This is a genomic window from Sphingomonas sp. Leaf38, from assembly GCF_001421825.1.
In the GTDB taxonomy this organism is placed as follows: Bacteria; Pseudomonadota; Alphaproteobacteria; order Sphingomonadales; family Sphingomonadaceae; genus Sphingomonas.
This window is the reverse complement of sequence record NZ_LMLD01000011.1, coordinates 960,688-982,516: the sequence shown is the minus strand read 5'-3', so window position 1 is coordinate 982,516 and position 21,829 is coordinate 960,688. Positions and strand designations below refer to the sequence as shown.

16 protein-coding genes and 1 tRNA gene are annotated in these 21,829 nt (G+C 65.2%); 12 read left to right on the top strand and 5 right to left on the bottom strand.

The genetic code is table 11. The features are described from left to right. The 4 genes from ASE88_RS11820 to ASE88_RS11805 form a co-directional block, all read left to right on the top strand. Positions 1-1,275: AAA family ATPase (locus ASE88_RS11820; protein ID WP_056478266.1), on the top strand; the 1,275-nt coding region annotated here is incomplete at its 5' end. A 50-nt stretch (positions 1,276-1,325) separates the two neighbouring features. Next, a complete protein-coding gene (locus ASE88_RS11815) occupies positions 1,326-2,297 on the top strand; it encodes a type II secretion system F family protein (protein WP_055872829.1) in 972 nt (323 codons plus the stop codon). A gap of 10 nt (positions 2,298-2,307) precedes the next feature. Continuing rightward, complete coding sequence (locus ASE88_RS11810) at positions 2,308-3,300, top strand: type II secretion system F family protein (protein ID WP_055875169.1); 993 nt, start codon at positions 2,308-2,310, stop codon at positions 3,298-3,300. 52 nt (positions 3,301-3,352) lie between these two features. Beyond that, on the top strand, positions 3,353-3,733 hold the full coding sequence (locus ASE88_RS11805) for a hypothetical protein (protein WP_056478265.1): 381 nt from the start codon (positions 3,353-3,355) through the stop codon (positions 3,731-3,733). A gap of 230 nt (positions 3,734-3,963) precedes the next feature. Here the strand turns inward: ASE88_RS11805 and ppdK are convergent, their stop codons facing one another. From ppdK to ASE88_RS11790, 3 genes are all read right to left on the bottom strand, one after another. After that, positions 3,964-6,627 (bottom strand): pyruvate, phosphate dikinase, encoded by a 2,664-nt coding sequence (ppdK, locus tag ASE88_RS11800; protein WP_056478264.1) that lies wholly within the window; start codon positions 6,625-6,627, stop codon positions 3,964-3,966. A gap of 92 nt (positions 6,628-6,719) precedes the next feature. Further along, positions 6,720-9,161 carry a glycine--tRNA ligase subunit beta gene (gene glyS, locus ASE88_RS11795; protein ID WP_056478263.1) on the bottom strand — a complete coding sequence of 814 codons (2,442 nt, stop codon included), beginning with the start codon at positions 9,159-9,161 and terminating at the stop codon, positions 6,720-6,722. 127 nt (positions 9,162-9,288) lie between these two features. Continuing rightward, positions 9,289-10,128 (bottom strand): glycine--tRNA ligase subunit alpha, encoded by an 840-nt coding sequence (locus ASE88_RS11790; protein WP_056478262.1) that lies wholly within the window; start codon positions 10,126-10,128, stop codon positions 9,289-9,291. A gap of 189 nt (positions 10,129-10,317) precedes the next feature. On the opposite strand from ASE88_RS11790, the gene ASE88_RS11785 reads away from it, so the two are divergent. From ASE88_RS11785 to ASE88_RS18925, 4 genes are all read left to right on the top strand, one after another. After that, complete coding sequence (locus tag ASE88_RS11785) at positions 10,318-11,184, top strand: TraB/GumN family protein (RefSeq protein ID WP_055872837.1); 867 nt, start codon at positions 10,318-10,320, stop codon at positions 11,182-11,184. A gap of 97 nt (positions 11,185-11,281) precedes the next feature. After that, positions 11,282-13,042: a single-stranded-DNA-specific exonuclease RecJ gene (gene recJ / locus ASE88_RS11780; protein WP_056478261.1), complete on the top strand. Its 1,761-nt coding sequence runs from the start codon at positions 11,282-11,284 to the stop codon at positions 13,040-13,042. A gap of 61 nt (positions 13,043-13,103) precedes the next feature. Further along, a tRNA-Glu gene (locus ASE88_RS11775) sits at positions 13,104-13,178 on the top strand. A gap of 485 nt (positions 13,179-13,663) precedes the next feature. Next, complete coding sequence (locus ASE88_RS18925) at positions 13,664-13,969, top strand: hypothetical protein (protein ID WP_156357012.1); 306 nt, start codon at positions 13,664-13,666, stop codon at positions 13,967-13,969. Between the two features lie 7 nt (positions 13,970-13,976). On the opposite strand, the gene ASE88_RS11765 is transcribed toward ASE88_RS18925, so the two are convergent. Together ASE88_RS11765 and ASE88_RS11760 are read right to left on the bottom strand one after the other, a co-directional pair. Beyond that, complete coding sequence (locus ASE88_RS11765) at positions 13,977-14,525, bottom strand: sugar O-acetyltransferase (protein WP_056478259.1); 549 nt, start codon at positions 14,523-14,525, stop codon at positions 13,977-13,979. A 2-nt stretch (positions 14,526-14,527) separates the two neighbouring features. Continuing rightward, positions 14,528-15,202, bottom strand: coding sequence for a DUF1349 domain-containing protein (locus ASE88_RS11760; protein WP_200910205.1), 675 nt, complete (start codon positions 15,200-15,202; stop codon positions 14,528-14,530). Positions 15,203-15,288: 86 nt separating this feature from the next. On the opposite strand from ASE88_RS11760, the gene ASE88_RS11755 reads away from it, so the two are divergent. The 4 genes from ASE88_RS11755 to ASE88_RS11740 all read left to right on the top strand — a co-directional run bounded on the left by ASE88_RS11755 (position 15,289) and on the right by ASE88_RS11740 (position 21,824). Beyond that, entirely contained in the window at positions 15,289-15,837 is a 549-nt protein-coding gene (locus tag ASE88_RS11755) for a TetR/AcrR family transcriptional regulator (RefSeq protein ID WP_055872847.1), read from the top strand. A gap of 151 nt (positions 15,838-15,988) precedes the next feature. Continuing rightward, positions 15,989-17,086 (top strand): biotin carboxylase, encoded by a 1,098-nt coding sequence (locus ASE88_RS11750; protein ID WP_056478257.1) that lies wholly within the window; start codon positions 15,989-15,991, stop codon positions 17,084-17,086. Between the two features lie 543 nt (positions 17,087-17,629). After that, on the top strand, positions 17,630-20,212 hold the full coding sequence (locus ASE88_RS11745; RefSeq protein WP_056478256.1) for a TonB-dependent receptor: 2,583 nt from the start codon (positions 17,630-17,632) through the stop codon (positions 20,210-20,212). A gap of 19 nt (positions 20,213-20,231) precedes the next feature. Continuing rightward, complete coding sequence (locus ASE88_RS11740) at positions 20,232-21,824, top strand: alkaline phosphatase D family protein (RefSeq protein ID WP_056478255.1); 1,593 nt, start codon at positions 20,232-20,234, stop codon at positions 21,822-21,824. Positions 21,825-21,829 lie beyond the last annotated feature (5 nt).

Sequence of the window (21,829 nt, the reverse complement as noted above, 5' to 3'; positions counted from 1 at the left end):
CCCTGGAAGCCCGCCGGTATCGCCCACCGAGAACCGTTCACCGCTTACGTCTGCGACGAGACCACGGCCGAGGCGCTACGACCGATCGCGAGCGAACTCGGCTGGTCGGTCGAGAAGATCCACAAGGGCGGTCTGCGCAACGCGATCCAGTCGCTGTCGGTATCGGCAAGCCCGCAGATCCTGTTCGTCGACCTCGCCGAATCGGGCGATCCGCTGAACGATATCAATGCGCTCGCCGAGGTATGCGAGCCGGGAACCGTGGTGATTGCGGCTGGCCAGGTCAACGACGTCCGGCTGTACCGCGATCTCGTGTCGAGCGGGATCCAGGATTACCTGCTCAAGCCGCTCCATCCCGACATGCTGCGCGATGCCTTCGGCCATGCGCAGGCATTGCTCAATGCGCCGAAGCACGTCGAGGTGTCGACCGATCGCCCGCATTGTTCGATCGCGGTGATCGGGACGCGTGGCGGCGTTGGCGCGTCGACGATCGCGACGTCGGTCGCGTGGCTGCTGGCGGACAGGGAAAAGCGCGCAACCGCATTGCTCGATCTCGACGTGCATTTCGGCACCGGCGCGCTCGGTCTCGATCTCGAGCCGGGCCGCGGACTGACCGATGCGATCGATAATCCGAGCCGGATCGATGGGCTGTTCATCGAACGCGCGATGGTCAAGGCGTCGGAAAAGCTGTCGGTGCTGTCGGCCGAAGCACCGATCAACGCCCCGCTCGTCACTGACGGCTCGGCCTTTTATCAGTTGCAGGAAGAGATGCGCGCCGCGTTCGAATGCACCGTCGTCGATCTGCCCCGATCGATGCTGATTCAGCACCCTCACCTCGTCACCGAGGTGCAGCTCGCCGTCATCGTTACCGAACTGACGCTGGCATCGGCACGCGACACGATCCGCATCCTGTCGTGGATGAAGACGAACGCGCCGCAGACGCAGCTCTTCGTCCTCGCCAACCGGATGCACGCCAGCGGTCAGCTCGAGATCAGCCGCAAGGATTTCGAGGGCTCGATCGAACGCAAGATCGATTACCTGGTGCCGTTCGACCAGAAGCTCGCGGCACAGGCGGCCAAGCTCGGCAAACCGATCGTCGAAGCAGGCAAGACCTCGAAGACGATCGCGGGGATGCTGGCTTTGGTCAGTGCGCTCGCCTCCGCCGTACCAGATAGTTCGGACGAGGCTGCGAAGCCAAAGGGCAAGTCGCTGATCGGCAAGTTCGGCGAGCTGAAGGGGCTGATCCCCAAGCGCGCGTCCAAGGCGAAAACCAAGTGAACCGCGGCTCGATCATCGAGATCGCAACGGCCGGGGGGCGATAGCGCACGATGGAGATTATGCCGCTCCTGCTGGTGATCCTGGGCGCGTCGACCGTGCTTGGAATGATCGCGTTCGCGTTTGCGGGCCCCTCGACCGCGCGCGCACAATCGCGCCGGATCGCGTCGCTGCGCGAACGCCACGGCGACGCGCTAGTCGTCGCCGAAGCGCAGTTGCGGCGCATCGCGATGAGCCGCGATACCAAGATGGATCTCGCTTTCGGGCGCATTCTCCCCAACCCGGTCCAGCTCGCCAAGCGCCTTGCGATGACCGGCAAGACCTGGACGGTCGGGCAATATGGCATGGCAACCGCCGGAATCGCACTGGTCGTCGCCGTGTTGATGCTGCTGAAAGGCCTGCCGGTCCTGCTCGCGCTGCTCTTCGGCGTGTTCGTCGGTGTCGGGCTGCCGCATTTCATCGTTGGCACGACGATCAAGCGCCGGATCGGCAAATTCACCGCAAAGTTCCCCGACGCGATTGACCTGCTCGTCCGCGGCCTGCGCTCAGGGTTGCCGATCAGCGAGACGATCGGCGTTGTCGGCCATGAAGTCGAGGGGCCGGTCGGCGAGGAATTTCGATCCGTCAGCGACAAGATGAAGATCGGCAGGACGATGGATGCCGCGCTGCAGGACACGGCCGATCGGCTCGGCACGCCCGAATTCCAGTTCTTCGTCATCACGATCGCGATTCAGCGCGAGACTGGCGGAAATCTGGCGGAAACGCTGGCGAACCTCTCCAGCGTGCTGCGCCAGCGCGGCCAGATGAAGCTAAAGATCAAGGCGATGTCGTCGGAATCGAAGGCATCCGCGTACATCATCGGCGCGCTGCCGTTCATCGTGTTCGCGATGATCTGGGTGATCAACGGCAAGTACATGCAGAACTTCTTTATCGATGAGCGACTGATGGCAATCGGCATGGGCGGCATAGTTTGGATGGCGATCGGCGCCTTCATCATGTCCAAGATGATCAGCTTCGAGATTTAAGGGCGCAATGATGGGCACGACCGCCGGACCTACCCTGCTCGGATTCGATGTACTCTGGGTCGCGACGATCCTGTCGGGGGTCGCCGCGTTCGCGGTCATGATCGCGATCTATGCGGCGACCACCGCCAGCGATCCGATGACGAAGCGCGTCAAGGCGTTGAACGATCGCCGCGAACAGCTCAAGGCGGGTATCACCGCCTCGACCAAGCGGCGCGCCAAGCTGGTCCAGCGCAACGATACCGCGGACAAGATGCGCGGCATCCTGTCGGCGATGAAGATGCTGCAGGACAGCCAGGTCAAGGCGGTCCAGCTGAAACTGATGCAGGGCGGCATCCGGTCGAAGGAATGGGCACCCGCGGTGATCTTCGGCCGGCTGGTGTTGCCGATCGTGCTGGGGGGCGCGATGCTGTACTGGGTGTACGGCACCGATGGCTTTGCGACCTGGGGGCCGCTTAAGAAATACGGGCTCGTCGCGATGACCTTCATCCTGAGCTACAAGGCGCCCGATCTGTATCTCGACAACAAGGTCAAGAAGCGTTCGGACGCGATCCGCAAGGGACTGCCGGATGCACTCGATCTGCTGGTAATCTGCGCCGAGGCGGGGCTTACCGTCGACGCTGCGTTCCACCGCGTCGCGCGTGAGCTGGGGCGGGCGTATCCCGAGCTTGGCGAGGAGTTCACGCTGACCGCGATCGAACTCGGATTCCTAACCGATCGGCGTTCGGCGTTCGAGAATCTTGCCCAACGCGTGAAGCTGGATGCGGTGAAGGGGGTCGTGACGACGATGATCCAGACCGAGAAATACGGTACGCCACTGGCGTCGGCGCTGCGCGTGTTGTCGGGCGAATTCCGCAACGAGCGGATGATGCGTGCGGAGGAGAAGGCTGCGCGCCTGCCCGCGATCATGACGATCCCGCTGATCCTGTTCATCCTGCCCGTGTTGTTTGTCGTCATCCTCGGGCCGGCGGCGTGTTCGATCTCCGACGCGCTCATCAAGACCTAGGCAACCGCAGCGCGGGCTGATCGTTGAGCTGCCGTAACAGGAGGGTTTCACGATGCCGTTGTTTTCCACACCTACGCAGTTCGCGGCGCTTGCGCTGGTCTTTGTCGCCGGCTGGCTGTTCGGGCTGGCGAGTCATCCGGGGGGCAAGAAGTGGAAGGCGCGCTATCTTGCCGAGCGGGATGCGCACGGCGCTGCCAAGAAGGACTCGGATCTTCGTGCAGCCGCTGCGGAGAAGCGGGCGGTCGAGGCCGAGCATGAGAACGCACGGCTGGTGAAAGAGGCTGCGGTCGTGCCGGTTGCGGCGCCAGTCGTCGAGCGTCGCCCGGTGATCGATACGGTTGCGCGTTCTGAGGTGCGGCCGGCTTATGCGCGGCCTGCGTATCGGGCCGATGGGACCAAGCGTGGCTGGTTCGATTTCGATCAGCGTCGGTAAGGGTCTGCAGCGGGGGTGAGGCTTTTCCCCGCTTTCTTGTTCGCACGCGAAGGCGGGAGCCCAATCTGGGTCCCCGCCTTCGCGGGGCAACATTCTTCTTCTTTTACCACCCGAGCGTAGGCCGGGGCCCAATTGGGGATGCTGCGTAACTTTGGAGGATACTTCGTTACTCAGGACGTTCCAATTGGGCCCCGGCCTTCGCCGGGGTGGCGTTGTGTCGTGGACCGACGTTACTTCTTCGTCAGGGCTGCCTGCGCTGCGGCGAGGCGGGCGATGGGGACGCGGTACGGCGACGCCGAGACGTAATCGAGGCCGACCTTCTCGCAGAACGCGATGCTCGCCGGGTCGCCGCCATGTTCACCGCAGATGCCGAGCTTGATGCCCGCGCGGGTCTTGCGACCGCGTTCGGCGGCGATCTCGATCAGTTCGCCGACGCCTTCGACGTCGATGCTGACGAACGGGTCCTTCGCGTAGATCCCCTGCTCGACATAGGCCCCGAGGAACCGCGACGCGTCGTCGCGGCTGACGCCCAGAGTCGTCTGCGTCAGGTCGTTGGTACCGAACGAGAAGAACTCGCCGACTTCCGCGATCTCGCCAGCCCGCAGCGCGGCGCGGGGGAGCTCAATCATCGTGCCGACGAGGTACTCGATCGTCCGGCCCTTGTCGGCGAACACGGCCTGCGCGGCCTTGTCGACGACCGCCTTCATCAGCTCCAGCTCGCGGCGGGTCGCCACCAGCGGGATCATGACCTCGGGGATCGGCGCCGCGCCCGACTTCTCCGCGACGTCGACCGCCGCCTCGAAGATCGCCCTAGCCTGCATCTCGTAGATCTCGGGGTAGGTCACGCCGAGACGGCAGCCGCGATGGCCGAGCATCGGGTTGAACTCGTGCAGTTCCGCCGCGCGGCGCTTCAAGGTGTCGACATTGACGCCCGCCGCGGTCGCGACTTCGGCGAATTCGGATTCCTCGTGGGGAAGGAATTCGTGGAGCGGCGGATCGAGCAGGCGGATCGTCACGGGCAGCCCGGCCATCACCTCGAGGATCTCGGTGAAATCCTTGCGCTGTTCGGGAAGCAGCTTCTCGAGCGCGGCGCGACGGCCCTTCTCGTCGCTCGCCAGAATCATCTGGCGGACGTTGGTGATGCGGCTGCTCTCGAAGAACATGTGCTCGGTGCGGCACAGCCCGACGCCCTCGGCGCCGAACTCGCGTGCGACGCGGCAATCCTCGGGGGTCTCGGCATTCGCGCGGACCTTCAGGCGGCGGACCTCGTCGGCCCAGACCATCAGCGTCGCGAAATCGCCCGACAATTCGGGCTGCACGGTCGCGACCGCGCCGATCATCACTTCGCCCGTGGTGCCGTCGATGGTGAGCAGGTCGCCCTCCTTCACCTCACGACCGCCACAGCGCATGATCTTCGCCTTGGCGTCGATCGACAGCGTGCCGGCGCCGGAGACGCAGGGGCGTCCCATGCCACGTGCCACCACCGCCGCGTGCGACGTCATGCCGCCGCGCGCGGTCAGGATGCCCTTGGCCGCGTGCATGCCGTGGATGTCGTCGGGCGAGGTTTCGGTGCGGACGAGGATGACGGCGACGCCATCCGCCGCCTTCTTCTCCGCGGCATCCGCGTCGAACACGACTGCACCCGAGGCGGCGCCCGGCGAGGCGGGAAGCCCCTTGGTGAGCACGTCGCGGTGCGCCTTGGGATCGAGCGTCGGGTGGAGCAGCTGGTCGAGCGCCATCGGCTCGACGCGCAGGATCGCCTCCTCGCGCGTGATCAGCCCCTCGTTGGCCATGTCGACCGCGATCTTGAGCGCGGCCTTGGCGGTGCGCTTGCCCGCGCGCGTCTGGAGCATCCAGAGCTTGGTCTTCTCGACCGTGAACTCGATGTCCTGCATGTCGCGATAATGGTTTTCGAGCGTGTCGAACACGTCGGCGAGCTGGCCATAGACCTCGGGCATCGCCTCTTCCATCGAGGCGGGCTTGGCGCCGGCGTCTTCGCGCGCGGTCTTGGTGAGGTATTGCGGGGTGCGGATGCCGGCGACGACGTCCTCGCCCTGCGCGTTGATCAGGAACTCGCCATAATAGGCGCGGTCGCCGTTGGACGGGTCGCGCGTGAACGCGACACCGGTCGCCGAGGTGTCACCCATGTTGCCGAACACCATCGCCTGGATGTTGACCGCGGTGCCCCAGGCGGCGGGGATGTCGTTGAGGCGGCGATAGACTTTCGCGCGCTCGGACTGCCACGAACCGAACACCGCGCCGACTGCGCCCCAGAGCTGGTCGTGGACGTCCTGCGGGAAGGGCTTGCCCCACTGCTTTTCGACAAGGCTCTTATATTCGGCGACCAGCGCGCGGAGGTCGTCGGCGCTCAGCTCGGTGTCGAGCGTGAAGCCCTGGTCTTCCTTGGCGATCTCGAGCGCTTCCTCGAACGCGCCGTGATCGAGCTCGAGAACGACGTCGGCGTACATCTGGATGAAGCGGCGATAGCTGTCCCACGCGAAGCGCGCGTCCTCGGACTTGGCGGCGAGGCCCTCGACGGTCTGGTCGTTGAGGCCGAGGTTGAGGACGGTGTCCATCATCCCCGGCATCGACGCGCGGGCGCCCGAGCGGACCGAGACGAGCAGCGGATCGGCGGCGTCGCCGAACTTTTTACCGGTGACGCCTTCGATATGCGCGAGGCCGGTCGCGACCTCGTCGCGCAGGCTCTGCGGGAACTGGCCGCCCTCGTCGTAATAGACCGCGCAGAACTCGGTCGAAATCGTGAAACCGGGGGGCACAGGGAGGCCGATCGACGCCATCTCGGCGAGGTTGGCGCCCTTGCCGCCGAGCAGGTTCTTGTCGCCCTTGCCGCCGTCCGAAACGCCGCCGCCGAAACGGTACACATATTGGGTCATTACAGGTCCTCTAAGTGCTTGTTTTTATTGGCAGGGCAAAAGTGAAGTTCACAAAGTTCACACGCTGGCGAGCGTATGCACATCCATGCCGATCAGCCCTCGATCTTCGAAAAATCCGCGACATTGTGCACTGCGGCGCGAACGCGCTCAAGTAGCGCGAGACGGGCAGAGCGCTTGGCGGGATCGGCATCGTTGACGATAACGCTATCAAAGAATGCGTCGATCGGCGCGCGCAGTGAGGCGAGCGCGGCCATCGCCGCGGCGAAATCCTCGGCGGCGATGGCGGTGGTGGCGCGGGGTTCGGCGGAGTCGAGCGCGGTCATCAGCGCAGCCTCTGCCGGTTCGGGCGTGTAGGACAGCGCTTCCTTCTCGCCTTCTGCTGTTCCCTCGCGAACGCGGGGGGCCAGTTCCGCACCCTCCCGGTCTTCGCCGCCGCTGAGTCCCTGGGCCCCCGCCTTCGCGGGGGAACTGGAAGGGGCGTCCTTCTTGAGGATATTGGCGGCGCGCTTGTAGCCGGCGAGCAGGTTCCTGCCGTCCTCGGTGGTCACGAACGCCTGAAGCGCGTGGACGCGCGCGAGCAGACGGACGAGATCGTCCTCGCCGCCGAGCGCGAACACCGCGTCGATCAGGTCGTGACGGACACCGGCTTCGCGTTGCTGGACTTTCAGGCGGTCGGCGAAGAAGTCGAGCAAACGGCGGCTGCCGCCCCTCAAGTAAACGTCCTGATAAGCAACGATAAGCTTTGCCGTCGTCAAGTCAGTAACAATTTTAGTCTCAAATTCGCTTTCAATTTTGGAAATTCGTTCAGCTAGTTCAACAGCATGCTTTTCGTCATTTGATGCTACAAGTTTGCCCCAAATCGGGTGATCTAGCACCGATATCGAAGTCATTCTAAAGCCCCATCGAGCGGTATAATCGACCAAACTGCTGATGGACACGCGCAGTTGGTTTGCCAGAATTAAACGCACGGTAGCGATTGCGGCTCTGCGAAGGGCAAACGGGTCACTCGAGCCCGTAGGAAACAAACCGACAGAGAAAAATCCAACAAGCGTATCCAGCTTATCCGCCAGGCTTACCGCCACCGTCACCGGGTCGGTGGGAACGTCATCGCCCTGCCCGACCGGCTTGTAATGGTCGCGGATCGCGGCGGCGACGGACGGGTGCTCGCCTTGGGCTGCGGCGTAGTAGCCGCCCATCAGGCCCTGCAATTCGGGGAACTCGCCGACCATGCCGGTGACGAGATCCGCCTTGGCGAGGCGGGCTGCGCGATCTGCGAGGTCTGCCAATTCCTCCCCTGCAGGGGGAGGGGGACCGTCAGCCTTAGGCTGAGGGTGGAGGGGGTTCTCCGCAGGCGCTGCGCTTCGTGGCGCCCCCCCTCCACCAGCTTCGCTGGTCCCCCTCCCCGTTCCGGGGAGGATTATTCCTTCTTCGACCAGCCAGCGCGCGAGTTTCGCGACGCGGTCGACCTTGTCGGCCAGCGTGCCGAGCTTTTCGTGGAAGACGATCTTTTCGAGCTTGGCCGCCTGCTCTTCGAGCGGCACCTTCAGGTCGGTGTCGTAGAAGAATTTCGCATCCGACAGACGTGCGGCGAGGACCTTGCGGTTGCCCTCGACGATCTTCGCGCCGCCGTCGTGCGCGGCGATGTTAGCGGTACAGACGAACGCGTTGGCGAGCGTCCCGTCGGCGCTGCGGCAGACGAAATATTTCTGGTTTACGCGCGCCGTCAGCTGAATCACCTCGGGCGGGACGTCGAGAAACGCGGGGTCGAACTGGCCGAGCAGCGGAATCGGCCATTCGGTGAGCCCGGCATTCTCGGCGACGAGACCCTCGTCGTCGATCAGTTCGAGCCCGGCCTGCATCGCGGCCTCGCGCGCGTGATCGCGGATCAGCGTCGCGCGTTCGTTGTGGTCGACGATGACGTGGCAGGCGCGCAGCTTCTCGACATAGTCGTGCGCGCCGCCGATCGTGATCTGGTACGGGTGGTGGAAACGGTGGCCGAGCGTGGCGGCGCCGCTCTCGATGCCCGCGATCTCGAACGGTACGATCTCTTCGCCGAGCAGCGCGACGATGCCTTGCAGCGGGCGGACCCAGCGCAGGCTTTCGGTGCTGGCGGAGGCATCGCCCCAGCGCATCGACTTGGGCCATGGGAACGCGCGGACGATCGCGGGGATCGCCTCTGCCAGCACGGCGGCGGTGGCGCGGCCGGGCTTTTCGGTGACCGCGAAGAACGTGCCGCCGCGATCGACCAGCTGCTCGCGCGTGAGACCGGTCTTGCGCAGGAAGCCTTCGAGCGCCTGCGGGGGGGCGGACGTCTTGGGGCCCTTTACCTCTTCGGAGACCGCGGCGGTCTCGATCGGCAGGTCGCGCGCGATCAGCGTCAGGCGGCGCGGCGTCGCGTAAGTGACGAGCGCGCTGGTGGCGATCCCGGCCTTGGCGAGTTCGGCGGTGAAGAGCTTGGCGAGATCTTCACGCGCCTTCGCCTGCATGCGGGCGGGAATTTCTTCGGAGCGGAGTTCTAGGAGAAAGTCGGTCATTCGGGCTCACCGGTCGGAGCAAAAACACTCTGCGCTCTCTGCGCCTCTGCGCGATAGTCTGTTCGCGCGGAGGCGCAGAGGACGCGGAGAGAAGAAGAGATACAGCCTGCGGCGCTGCGGGGGCGCATCATGCCGCCCATCCATGTTTGTCCATCCAGGCTGCGCAGGCGCCTTTGGCGAGGTCGCGGACGCGGCCCATATAGGCCTGGCGTTCGGCGACCGAGATGACGCCGCGGGCTTGCAACAGGTTGAAGATGTGGCTCGCCTTGATCGCCTGTTCGTACGCCGGGATCGGCAGCTGGTGGTTCAGGCTGTTCTCGCATTCGGTGACGTGCTTGCGGAACTGGTCGAACAGCGAGTCCGTGTCGGCGACCTCGAAGTTCCACTTCGACATCTCCTGCTCGTTCTCCAGGAACACCTCGCCATAGGTGACGCCTGCGTCATTGAACGCGAGGTCGTAGACGCTGTCCTTGTCCTGGATATACATTGCGAGGCGCTCGAGCCCGTAGGTCAGCTCGCCCGCGACGGGCTTCATGTCGAAGCCGCCCATCTGCTGGAAATAGGTGAACTGGGTCACCTCCATGCCGTCGCACCAGACCTCCCAGCCGAGCCCCCACGCGCCGAGCGTCGGGCTTTCCCAATCGTCCTCGACGAAGCGGATGTCGTGCTTCAGCATGTCGATGCCGATCGCCGCGAGGCTGCCGAGGTAGAGTTCCTGGAGGTTGGCGGGCGATGGCTTCAGGATCACCTGATACTGGTAATAATGCTGGAGCCGGTTGGGGTTCTCGCCGTAGCGACCGTCGGTCGGGCGGCGGCAGGGCTGCACGAACGCGGCGTTCCACGGCTTCGGCCCGAGCGCGCGCAGCGTCGTGGCGGTGTGGAAGGTGCCCGCGCCCATTTCCATGTCGTAGGGCTGCAGGATCAGGCACCCGTGCTCGCTCCAATAGTCATGGAGCGTGAGGATCATGCGCTGGAAGCTGAGAGGCTTTTTCAGGGGCTGGGTCACGCGCGGGCTTTGGCGGATGGGGGCAGACGAGGCAAGTGGTGCGTTTGCATGCGGCCTCCTACATGGGGCCAAACCGATATAGAGGATGCCGTCGCCTTGAAGCTGTTTTCCAGACTCGTCTCGTTCCGATCCGCGCTGTCCGCCCTGGCGATGGCGTTTGCGCTCCCCGCCTGCGCACAGGTTGCGCCGAAGCCCGTGCAGGCCGCCAACGATGCCGACCCGGCCTTGTGGGTGGTGAAGGACAAGGACACGACGATCTATCTGTTCGGGACGATCCATGTGCTCAAACCCGGGATGACTTGGTTCGACGAGGCGGTGAAGACCGCGTTCGACCGGTCGCAGCAGGTGGTGCTCGAGCTGGTGATGCCCGATCCGAACAAGATGCAGAGCCTCGTGATGGCGACGGGCGTGGCGAAGGACGGCCCGACGCTGACCGAGCAGCTGCCCGCTGACAAGCGCGCGGCCTATGCCAAGGCGGTGACCGATCTGGGGCTGCCGGCGAATGCGTTCGACCGGTTCCGCCCCTGGCTGGCGGCGACCAACCTGTCGATCGCGCCGCTGTCGAAGCTTGGTTATGATTCGGCGAACGGACCCGAGCAGGTGATCACCGCGGCGGCGAAGGCGGCGGGGAAGCCGGTCACCGGGCTGGAGACGGCGGAGGAGCAGCTGGGCTATTTCGGCGGCCTGTCGCAAAAGGCGCAGCTGCAGTTTCTCGGCAGCACGATCGACGAGCTGCCGAAGCTGGAAACGACGATGGCGACGATGGTCGACGAATGGGCAAAGGGCGATCCCGAAGCGCTCGCCAGGGAAATGAACGACAGTCTGAAGGACTCGCCCGAGGTCGCCAAGGTGTTGCTCGTCGATCGGAATGCGCGCTGGGCGGAGTGGGTCGCGAACCGGATGAAGACGCCGGGGACGGTGTTCGTGGCGGTCGGTGCGGGGCATCTAGCGGGGCAGGACAGCGTGCAGGCGCAGCTGGCCAAGCGCGGCCTGACGGCGGAGCGCGTCCGGTATTAATCGGATCGCCGCCGCCGCCGCGATGCGGGGCGCGCGCCGGGACCGCGCGCGCACGCCATGCGCTCGACAATCGCTTCGCAGCCACTAGGTCCGAGGCATGACAGTTCTCGGCGTAACATCCTCGATCCTCGGCCAACCCTGGCGCTGGCGCGCGCTTTCGGCAGATCAGCGCGACGGCGTCGGGGGCGGCTCGGGCGACGACCTCGTCACCACGCTGCTGCTCGCGCGCGGCTGCCCGCGCGATGCGCTCGACGCGCATCGCACGCCGTCGATCCGCGCGTTCATGCCCGACCCGTCGATCTTCCGCGACATGGACCGCGCCGCAGAGCGCCTCGCCGACGCGGTGCAGGCCGGCGAACAGGTCGCGATCTTCGGCGATTACGACGTCGACGGCGCCACCTCCGCCGCGCTGATGATCCTGACTCTGCGCGATCTCGGGATCGAGGCGCGCGCCTATATCCCCGACCGCCTGCTCGAAGGCTATGGCCCGTCGGGCGCAGCGCTCGTCCGGCTCGCCGCCGAGGGCGCGACGCTGATCGTCACGGTCGATTGCGGCGCGCAGGCGTTCGACGCACTCGACGCCGCGCGCGACGCGAAAGTGGACGTGATCGTCATCGACCACCACAAATGCTCGACCGCGCTGCCGCATGCGCTCGCGCTCGTGAACCCCAACCGCCTCGACGAGACCGAGGGCGCCGCGCACGGCCATCTCGCCGCGGTCGGCATGTGCTTCCTCGCCGCCGCCGCGCTCGTCCGCACGCTGCGCGCGCGCGGCTTCTTCAAGGACCGCGCCGAACCCAAGCTGATCGACCTGCTCGACATCGTCGCGCTCGGCACCGTCGCCGACGTGGCCCAGCTCCGCGGGCTCAACCGCGCGTTCGTAGCGCAGGGCCTGAAAGTCATGGGCGCACGCAAGAACATCGGCGTCGCCGCGCTGATCGAGGCCTCGCGCCTGACCCGCAACCCGACCTGCACCGATCTCGGCTTCGCGCTCGGCCCCCGCATCAACGCCGGCGGCCGCGTCGGACGCGCCGATCTCGGCGTCCGCCTGCTCACCACGCAGGACCCCGACGAAGCGCGCGCAATCGCCGCCGAGCTCGACCGCCTCAACGAGGAACGCCGCGCGATCGAGACCGCCGTGCAGGAAGCCGCCGACCTGCTCGCCAGCCGGAGCCGCGCCGTCGCGGTTGTCGCCGGGCATGGCTGGCACCCCGGTGTGATCGGCATCGTCGCCGGCCGGCTGAAGGAAAAGCTCGGCCGCCCCGCGATCGTCATCGCGATCGACGAGAACGGCATCGGCAAGGGCTCGGGCCGCTCGATTCCCGGAGTCGACCTCGGCGCCGCGGTGATGGCCGCACGCGAGCACGGCCTGCTCGTCGCCGGCGGAGGCCACGCAATGGCCGCCGGCCTGACGATCAGCGAGGCCGCGATCCCCGCCTTCACCGACTTCCTCGAAGAGCGTCTCGCCGACGCCGTGGAGCGCTCGAATGGCGACCGCGCGCTGCTGCTCGACGCGGTCCTGGCGACGGGCGGGGTCAACCCCGGTCTCGTCGAGTCGATGGAGGCGGGCGGCCCCTACGGCATGGGCTGGCCCGCGCCGCGCGTCGCGATGGGCCCGGTGCGTATCATCAAGGCGGATATCGTCGGCAACGGCCATGTCCGCACGATCGTCGCGGGCGACGACGGCCGCAGCATCAAGGCGATGGCGTTCCGCGCGGCGGAAACCCCGCTCGGCCAGGCGCTGCTGGGCGCCGCCCCCCACCGCAAGCTCTGGCTCGCCGGTCGCGCGAAGATCGACGACTGGTCGTCGCGCCCCTCGGCCGAACTTCATGTCGAGGATGCGGCATGGGCCGACTAAATTCTTGTACCGAAACGCTTGACGCACCGCCCCCTTCCCCTTAGTCGGCCTCCACCACGCAGGCCCCTTCGTCTAGCGGTTAGGACGCGGCCCTTTCACGGCTGAAGCACGGGTTCGATTCCCGTAGGGGTCACCATTCGCACAGAATGGCGGTTTTCGGTGACGTTAGCTAATCAGTCGCCCCTCCAGACTCGCGTGTTTGCCCGCTCATGCGTAGCCGGGTGTTGAGTCGCTCATCATCGGCCGTGGCGGATCGATCTTTTCTTCAATTTCCAGCAGCGGACGCTCGGGGTTCGCGGGCGCCTCCTTAATCTCGGACGGGCGTTCAGATCGGCATTGGGATCGCGCGCTTACGTGGTTGTACAGCTGTCGCTCCACGCCGTTCCTCTTTGGTGGATGTGGCGATTCAGGCGGAGCGAAGGCTGACACCCTTATCCTGTCGGGGTCTAAACACCGTCCTTAGGAGGCCGACCGTAGACACCGTGAAACATAGTCGTCGAACCAGCAATGTGGCTTGCCGTTCCACCCTATCGTCTACGGGGTCGTGGCCAAGTCGCGCCCTACCGCATCGAGTAAAATCGGCGACGCCCGCAGAGCAGAACGCGCCTCCGCGAGGCGCGCATGGTCGATCGCGTCGAGTTTCATCCCCAGGAAGACAAGTGGCGCACCTTTGTCCAGAATGCCTGCCATGCGGTTGAACGGGCAGTCGCTGCCAAAGATGCCATGCTTACTCCTGAAACCCGGATCGAATTGCTTGCGCATGGCCGCGGCCAGGGACTCCAAGTCGGGATCGTTGCCGACGAGGAACTAGAGGTCTTCGTTCGGCCGGGCTCGTCATCGAAGCTCGGTCCAATCGTCGCCCGCGTCTTCGCCACCCCCGGAATTTCGCGCGATCAAGCGCGATTGGCGGCCCGCAGCTATGCGTAAGCGAACACTATTGCAGCAGACGAGCGGGATTGCCCGCCACCGTCGCGCCATTGGGAACGTCACGCGTCACGACACTGCCCGCGCCGACGATCGCGTTGTCGCCGATGGTGATGCCCGGCAGGATCAGCGCCGCGCCGCCTATCCAGACGTTTCGACCGATGCTGACCGGGCGCCCGAATTCCAGCATTCGGGCACGCTCAGCCGGATCGCGCGGATGATCGGCGGTGAGGATCTGCACGCCCGGACCGATCTGCGTGCCCGCACCGATCCGCACCGGCACCACGTCGAGCACCGTACAGCCGAAATTGAGAAACACGCCCTCACCGAGATGAATGTTGTAGCCATAGTCGCAGTGGAACGGCGGTCGGATCGTCGCACCGCGCCCGGCGTGACCGAGCCCTTCCAGCAACAGCGCGTCACGGTCCGCCGCTGTAGCGGTCGATGCGCGGTTATAGCGATCGTACCACGCAGCGGCGCGCGCCGCATCCTCGACGAGTTCCGGGTCGTCGGCGATGTAGAGCTCGCCCGCCAGCATCCGTTCCTTCTGGGTCATCATGATCAACTCAAGTCGTGAAGGTCCTTGCCGAGCGGCGCCGTGATGCTCAGGTCGGAGAACCGTACTTCCAGGCCGGCGCGTTCGGGCGTGCAGGCCATCGGTCCGACCTGATAGGCGGCGGCGACCGGAAAGGGCGCCAGTCTGACCAGCGGCCACGTCTTGCCGTCCGCCGAGACCTGCAACCGCAGGACGCCCTTGGCGACGGTCGCACGCATCCAGAAATCCTGCGCGTCATGTTCGTAGGGGCCGGTGGCCCAGTCGGACTTTCCGTCGGTCAGCACGCTGCTCAGCATGGCGCGCCCGTCGGACAATTCGATCCCCGCTTTGACCCAGCGTCGTTCGTCGACCCGCACCATGATGCCGGCCTGATCGTAGAGTTTCTGATACTGGCCGCGAATGCGCAATTGGGCGGTAAACGCGGCAGGCGCGGTAAAGCCGAGGAAATGACCGCTGTCCCGGGTGAAGCCGTAATGCGTCTCGCGCCAGAAATCGCTGCCCTTGTCGGTGACGAGCGTCAGGTCTCCGCCAGGCGCAACCTTCGAGGATTTGGGCGCATTCAGCCAGCGACCGTCACGACGCCCAAGCGCCGAGATTGCCGAGCCCTGCGCCGTTGCGACGCCGGTACTGCCCGCGATCGTCAGCGCCGCAGCACCACCGATCACCGCTCGCCTGCTCACCCGATCCTCCGTCATAGCCGCTGCCTTCCAATCACCCTCGATGTTATGTACATATGTACACATGCCGAGATCGAGGTAAAGAGGCGATGACCCAACAGTCCCGGCGCAACGATCCGGCACGGCGGCAACGCATCATCGATGCAACTCTCGCAGTCATTGCCGATCACGGAACCGCGGCCACGACCCATCGTCGCATCGCCGAGGCGGCGCAGGTCCCGCTCGGCTCCGTGACCTATTATTTCGCGACCCTGGAAGAACTACTTACGGCGGCCTTTCTGCAACTGGCCGCGGACTCCTCCACTGCCTTCCGCGCGCGCCTCGAGGCGGCGACGGACCGCGCAGAGGCGTGTACGGCAGTCATCGACATCATCGCGAACCAGATTTGGGCGGAACCGCGCACGTTGTTGTTGAGCTACGAACTCTATGCCTTCGCGGCCCGGCACCCACCGGTCGGCGCGGTCATGCAAAACTGGATGGACAGCAGCCGAGGCGCCCTGGGCCGCTTCTTCGACCCGCTCACGGCGCGCGCGCTCGACGCGCTGATCGAAGGGATCGGCATCCACAATTCGATTGATCGCGCCCCCCTAGAGCGCGATGCGATCACGACCATCGTCGCGCGGATTGCCGGGTGTTAGCCGGTCGGATCCATCAGGATACCACAGCGAAAATTGCGCCACCGTCATGGTCGAGCCGATGCAGGAGGCATCACTGCCGCATGACCGCAATCCTCGCCCCTTTCATGCGCGCGCCGTGCCGGGCTAAGGCGCAGCGCGCAGGAGATTATTCATGACAGCAGCGCCGGTCGCCCTTCTCTACCAAGCGCTTCCCCCACCGCTGATCGACGGCCTGCGCAAGGACGCAAAACCGGGCGGATACTCGGATGGCGGCGCCGACATTGCTTTCGCCTTGCGGACGGCCGGAGTGAATGTGGTCACGCCCACCGCCTCGCCAGACCCTGCCAGGGCACTCGACTGGGTCTTCCCGGACACGGCCGAGGGCATCCGTAGCGCAGGCGCAGCCGGCGCATCGGTCCTGTGGGCGAACACGGTTTTGTTTGAAGGACATCCGCTCGAGGCGGCAATGGTCGACTTCGACATCGTCGGGCAGCTTCCCGCGGCGATGCAGGCGTTCGACGACAAGTTCCAGACCAACCATCTCCTTGCCGAGGCTGGCCTGCCGGTAGCGCAATCGTTTCTGCTTTCCGGCACCGCGAGGGAGAATGTCTGCGCACTGGCCGATGTCGAGCACGCGTGCGCGTCCCGCGGCATGGCCTTTCCGATGATCGTCAAGCCGGTGCGCGGGCGTGGCAGCCAGGGCGTGACCCTGGTGGAGAGCCTCGGCGACCTGCGCGATGCCGCGACTGCATTGATCGCAGCCGCCACCTTCGGCGACATGCTGATGGTGGAGGAATTTCTCGGCGGCGACGAGATGACCGTCACCCTCATGCCGCCCGCGTCCCCGCGTCCGGACGGTTCGCGGTCACCGACGCACTGGGCGTTACCGCCGGTATACCGCTTCGATCAGCACGGCGGCGTAGCGCCGTATAACGGCGACGTTCCGGTCACCGCCAACAGCATCGCAATCACGCCCGAGCGGCTACTCGATCCGGCGATCGTGGCGATGATCGACAGCTGCGTCTCCGCCGCCGCGCTGGTCGACGCCCGGACCGCCATCCGGATCGATTGCCGCGCGGATCGTCATGGCCTGTTCAAATTGTTCGACCTCAACATGAAACCCAACATGACGGGACCGGGCCGCCCGGGGCGCGAAGATCAGGATTGCCTCTCCGCGATCGCCGCCCGCGCCGAAGGATGGGCTTACGTCGATCTTCTGCAGGCGATGCTTGCTGCCGAATGGAGGTTCGACCCGTCGAAGGGCGCTTAACCAGGAACGTCCGTTATGCGGCGGGCGACCTGCCCATGCTTCTGTTCAGACCGATAGGAGTCCGCTCAACGCCGCTTACTCGATCTCCACAAGCGGCGGTTCGGGTGCCCTTCCCCGCCGCCCAACTCCAGCCATTCGTTCAACAAGTCCCATGGCAGCGCCCGTCTTCGGTTCTCGCCTTCATCGTTGCGCGGTCGACCGGCATGACTGCCTCGGAATCGATGGTATCATGGGACTGTGTCCGAACGGCGTGACAGTGCCAGTCTGGACGGCCTTCGCTCAAAGTACGGGACCGGTTCCGCAAGCCGAGAGGCCGCCGGATTACTGTTGACGGTCATAAAAGGTCAGCACAGCTGACGCTGTTGTGTCGCATTGCGATCATAAGCGAGGCATTCGCGACCCAGATCCGGGTCGCGCAACCGGTAGAGCCAGCCGTCCCGTTCCGGGGACGACACTCTGCCCGTGCCTCTCGGAGATGCCGGCCCAATGTTGTGTCTTTCGTCCGCCAGACGCGTCCGACTGGTCGCCTCCGCCTATTGTACGGTGCCCCTGCTATTCCTGGCGAGTGCCGCAAACGCCGAGGATCCGACCGCCGATCCCGAGCAGACCAAGTCCGACATCATCGTGATGGGCGATCGTGCGGTCCGGTCGGACAAGGAGCAGTCGACCTCGGTGCGTGACTCGATCGTGTTCGATGATCTCGAGACACTGTCCGCCGACGGCAGCGTCGCGGGCCAGTTGATCCTGCTGCCCGGTATCAGCGCGATCGAGGACGGCGATGCGCCGCGGTTCGTCAGCATCCGCGGCATTTCGCCCGATCTCAACCAGACCACGATCGACGGGATCACGCTGGCGACGATCGGCAATGACGGGGAAGGCTCGCGCAAGGTCAATTTGCAGCAGATTCCGTCGGAACTCGCGTTCCATAACGACGTCTACAAGACCTTTACCGCCGAACAGGACGGCGCTGCGATCGGGGGGATCGTCGACATCGTCACGCGCAGCGCCTTTGCTCTCAAGCGCCGCTACGTCATGGTCGACGGCTATGGCATCTATTCGTCGTTCAAGGGCGATGGTGGCAGCAACGCGGGCAACGGCAGCACGCCGCATTTCGGCGCCGGTGGCAAGATGGTGTTCGCGGACAAGTTCGGCGCGGGCGACCAGTTCGGCGTGGTCTTGTCGGCTCGCTACGAGAACCGCATCCGCAACTCACGCAAATGGTGGCAGGACACCAAATATTACTTCAGCGACGCGGGCAAGAAGCTGGCCGGCCCCGACGATCCCGCCTGGAACGGCATCGCCGTGCCGTACAACCATAGCTATGGGAGCTACACCAACCGCCTCCAGACCGCGGGCAGCTCGGCAAAATTCGAATGGCGCCCGCTCGGCACGGACATCTATGCGTCGCTGCTGGGGTTCAATTATCGTCAGTGGGAATCCTCGACGATGAACAAGAACGATTACTACACCAAGAACAGCGTCAGCGACCTGACCGCGGAGGGCGGCGGATCGGACATCAACAGTCTCTATTCCCGCTATCGCTACGACACCTGGAACAAGGCGACGGTCGGCGCGATCGGCAATGTCGAATGGCATGACGACCGCTCGACGCTCCGCGTTCGCGGCGGCTACACGCGCGCCCGATACGACAATACGCAGCCCTATATCGGCGTCCGCACCTATCCGACCGGGCTTTCGCTCGATTGGGCGGCGGGCAATGACGGCACCGGCGGGCTGCCCTACGTCACCGGGGTCAACAAGCCCGGCCTCGTGCTCGGATCACCCTACAAGCTCAGCACCGCGCAGACGACGTACCGCATGGCCAACGAAGGGCTGGCGACTGCGCGCGTCGATTATGGCTGGAACGCCGAACCGGAGGATCGCGGCTTCGGCTTCGTCACAGGGATCGAGTTCCGCAACCTCGAACTGGCGCGCAACGTCGACATGACCGAATACAAGCTCGGCCAGGCGATGAACGGCTATCTCTACGATCCCGGCTACGTGCCCGTCGGCGCGCCGCAATCCTTTCCGTGGGTCGATTGGGCGCGCGTGAAGAAGGAGTTGTGGCCGAAGTTCGTCAAGGACGTACCCAACTCGACCTATGACAGCATCACCGGGGACTATCGCTATACCGAGCGGCTGGTGACGCCGTATCTCTCGCTGCATTACGCCACCGACGATACCACGCTGGTCGCGGGCGTCCGCTACGACCATACGCGCTTTTCCGCGTTCCAGCCGACGATCACCGGCGGCACGGCCTCTGCGGTGATGACGCGAAACAAGGGCGGGTATCAGTATCTGCTGCCGTCGTTCACCGGAATCCAGGACTTTGCGGGCGGCAAGAAGCTGCGTTTCTCGTACAGCCGCACGCTCGGCCGCCCCACGCCCGGCAACATCGCCCAGCCGGAATCGCTCAATTGCGGCGACGAGGACTCGGGCGGCGCGGATTGCTCGATCAGCCGCGGCAACCCCGATCTGCGCCCGCGTCGGTCGGACAATATCGATGTCCAGTTCGAGCAGTATTTCCACAAGGACGGCATCGTCTCGCTCGGCGCCTTCGCCAAGTGGATCAAGGACGACAGCTTCACGCTGACCACGACGCAGCTGATCGACGACGTCAACTACCGGGTCCGCCAGCCGCTCAACGCCGACAATTCGCGGCTCTACGGCATCGAGTTCCAGGCGGCCGATCACGACGTCAACCTGTTCGGCCAGCGGATCGATCCGTTCTTCAACGCAACCTGGCTGAAGGGACGGATGTCGATCACCAGCGATGCCGGGACGCGGACGCTCGACCGGCTGATCTACCAGCCGAAATGGATCATCAACGGCGGCGCGACGCTCCGCCTGCCCGCGATCGACGGGGCGTTCCGGGCGACCGTCACACACCGCGGCAGTTACATGGAAGGCATCGGCGAGACCGCGCAGGACGACAATGGCCGCGCCAAGCTGACCACCGTCAACCTCGGTCTGTGGCACCGCGTGACGGAGCACGTGACGTTCAAATACGAGATAACCAACCTGCTGAACGACCAGCCGAAGTTCCTGGTCGGCAACGGCCTGCGCTACGTCAGCGAAGTCGACGATTATGGCCAGGGCGCCTTTTTCCACATCATGCTGCGCTGATCCGAGGTAAGTACCGACCATGTACGAAGTCGACCGCCGCTATCTCCTGTCCGCGCTGGGAAGCCTGACCGCTTCTGGCATCCTGCCGTGGCGGGCTTCCGCGGCCGAGGTGCGCCCCCGCAACCTGATCGACGCCCCGCGCTTCCCCACCCCGCCGTTCACACTCGGCGTCGCGGCCGGCGATCCGGACGCTTCGGGGTTCGTCATCTGGACGCGGCTCGCGCCGCTGCCGCTCCAGCCCGATGGCGGCATGACGATGGCGCCGGTGCTGGTCGGATGGGAGGTCGCCGCCGATCCCGCGTTCCGCCAGCTGCTCCAGCACGGCGAGACGATCGCGCATCCCGAACTCGCGCATTCGGTCCATGTCGAGGTCGCCGGTTTGGCACCCGCACGGCCCTATTGGTACCGCTTCACCTGCGGCGGCGAGCGCAGCGCAACCGGGCGCGGCGCGACCCTGCCCTTGCCCGGCGCGCCGCTCGACCGCGTGCGCTTCGCCGTCGCCGGGTGCCAGCATTACGAGGAGGGCTATTACACCGCGTGGCGCCACATCGCCGCCGAGCCGATCGACTTCGTGTTCCATTACGGCGACTATATCTACGAGGGTCCCGATCGCGGCGAACAACCGCGCGGCGCGAAGAAGCCGCTGGTGCGCCGCCATCTCGGCCACGAAATCTATTCGATCGGCGATTACCGCCAGCGCTATGCCCAATATAAGAGCGATCCCGACCTGCAGGCCGCGCACGCCGCCGCACCGTGGTTCGTCAGCTTCGACGATCATGAGATCGACAATAACTGGGCCGGCGACATCGATCAGGACAATACCACGCCTGAGGTGTTCCGGACGCGACGCGCGATGGCGATGCAGGCCTATTACGAGCACATGCCGCTGCGCCGCTCCTCGATGCCCGATGGTGGGCACATGCAGATGTATCGCGGGGCGCGGTTCGGCGACCTGATGGACGCATTCTTCCTCGACACGCGGCAATATCGCTCGGATCAGGTCTATGGCGATCGGGATGCTCCGCAGGGGCCGGACGCCTTCGCCGCCCACCGGTCGATCACCGGCGCACCGCAGGAAGCGTGGCTGTTCAAGGGGCTTGATCGCTCGAAGGCGCGCTGGAACCTGATCGCGCAGCAAGTGTGCCTGATGAACCTCGGCTATCACAAGGCTGGCCGGTCCGAGCAGCTTGTCTCGATGGACCAATGGTCGGGGTACATGAACAGCCGCCGTCGCTTGCTCGCGCATATCGACGCGCATTGTCCCGGCAACGTCATGACCGTCAGCGGCGACGCGCATCGTCATTATGCCGGCGACCTGATCCAGGATCACGGCAACGGCAAGATCATCAGCAGCGAATATCTCGCGACCTCGATCAGCTCGGGGGCGGACGGTGTCGGCGAGGACGACGACTACACACGCTCGTCCCGCGCGGAAAATGCGAACCTCAAGGCGCTGACGGACCGCCGTGGCTATGTTTTGTGCGACGTCGGGCGCAACCTGTGGCGCGGCGATCTCAAAGTTCTGGACACGATCGCAACGCGGAACGGGACGCTGTCGACTCACGCCAGCTTTGTCACGGAGCGTGGTAAGCCCGGCCTGCAGCGGGCGTGATGACG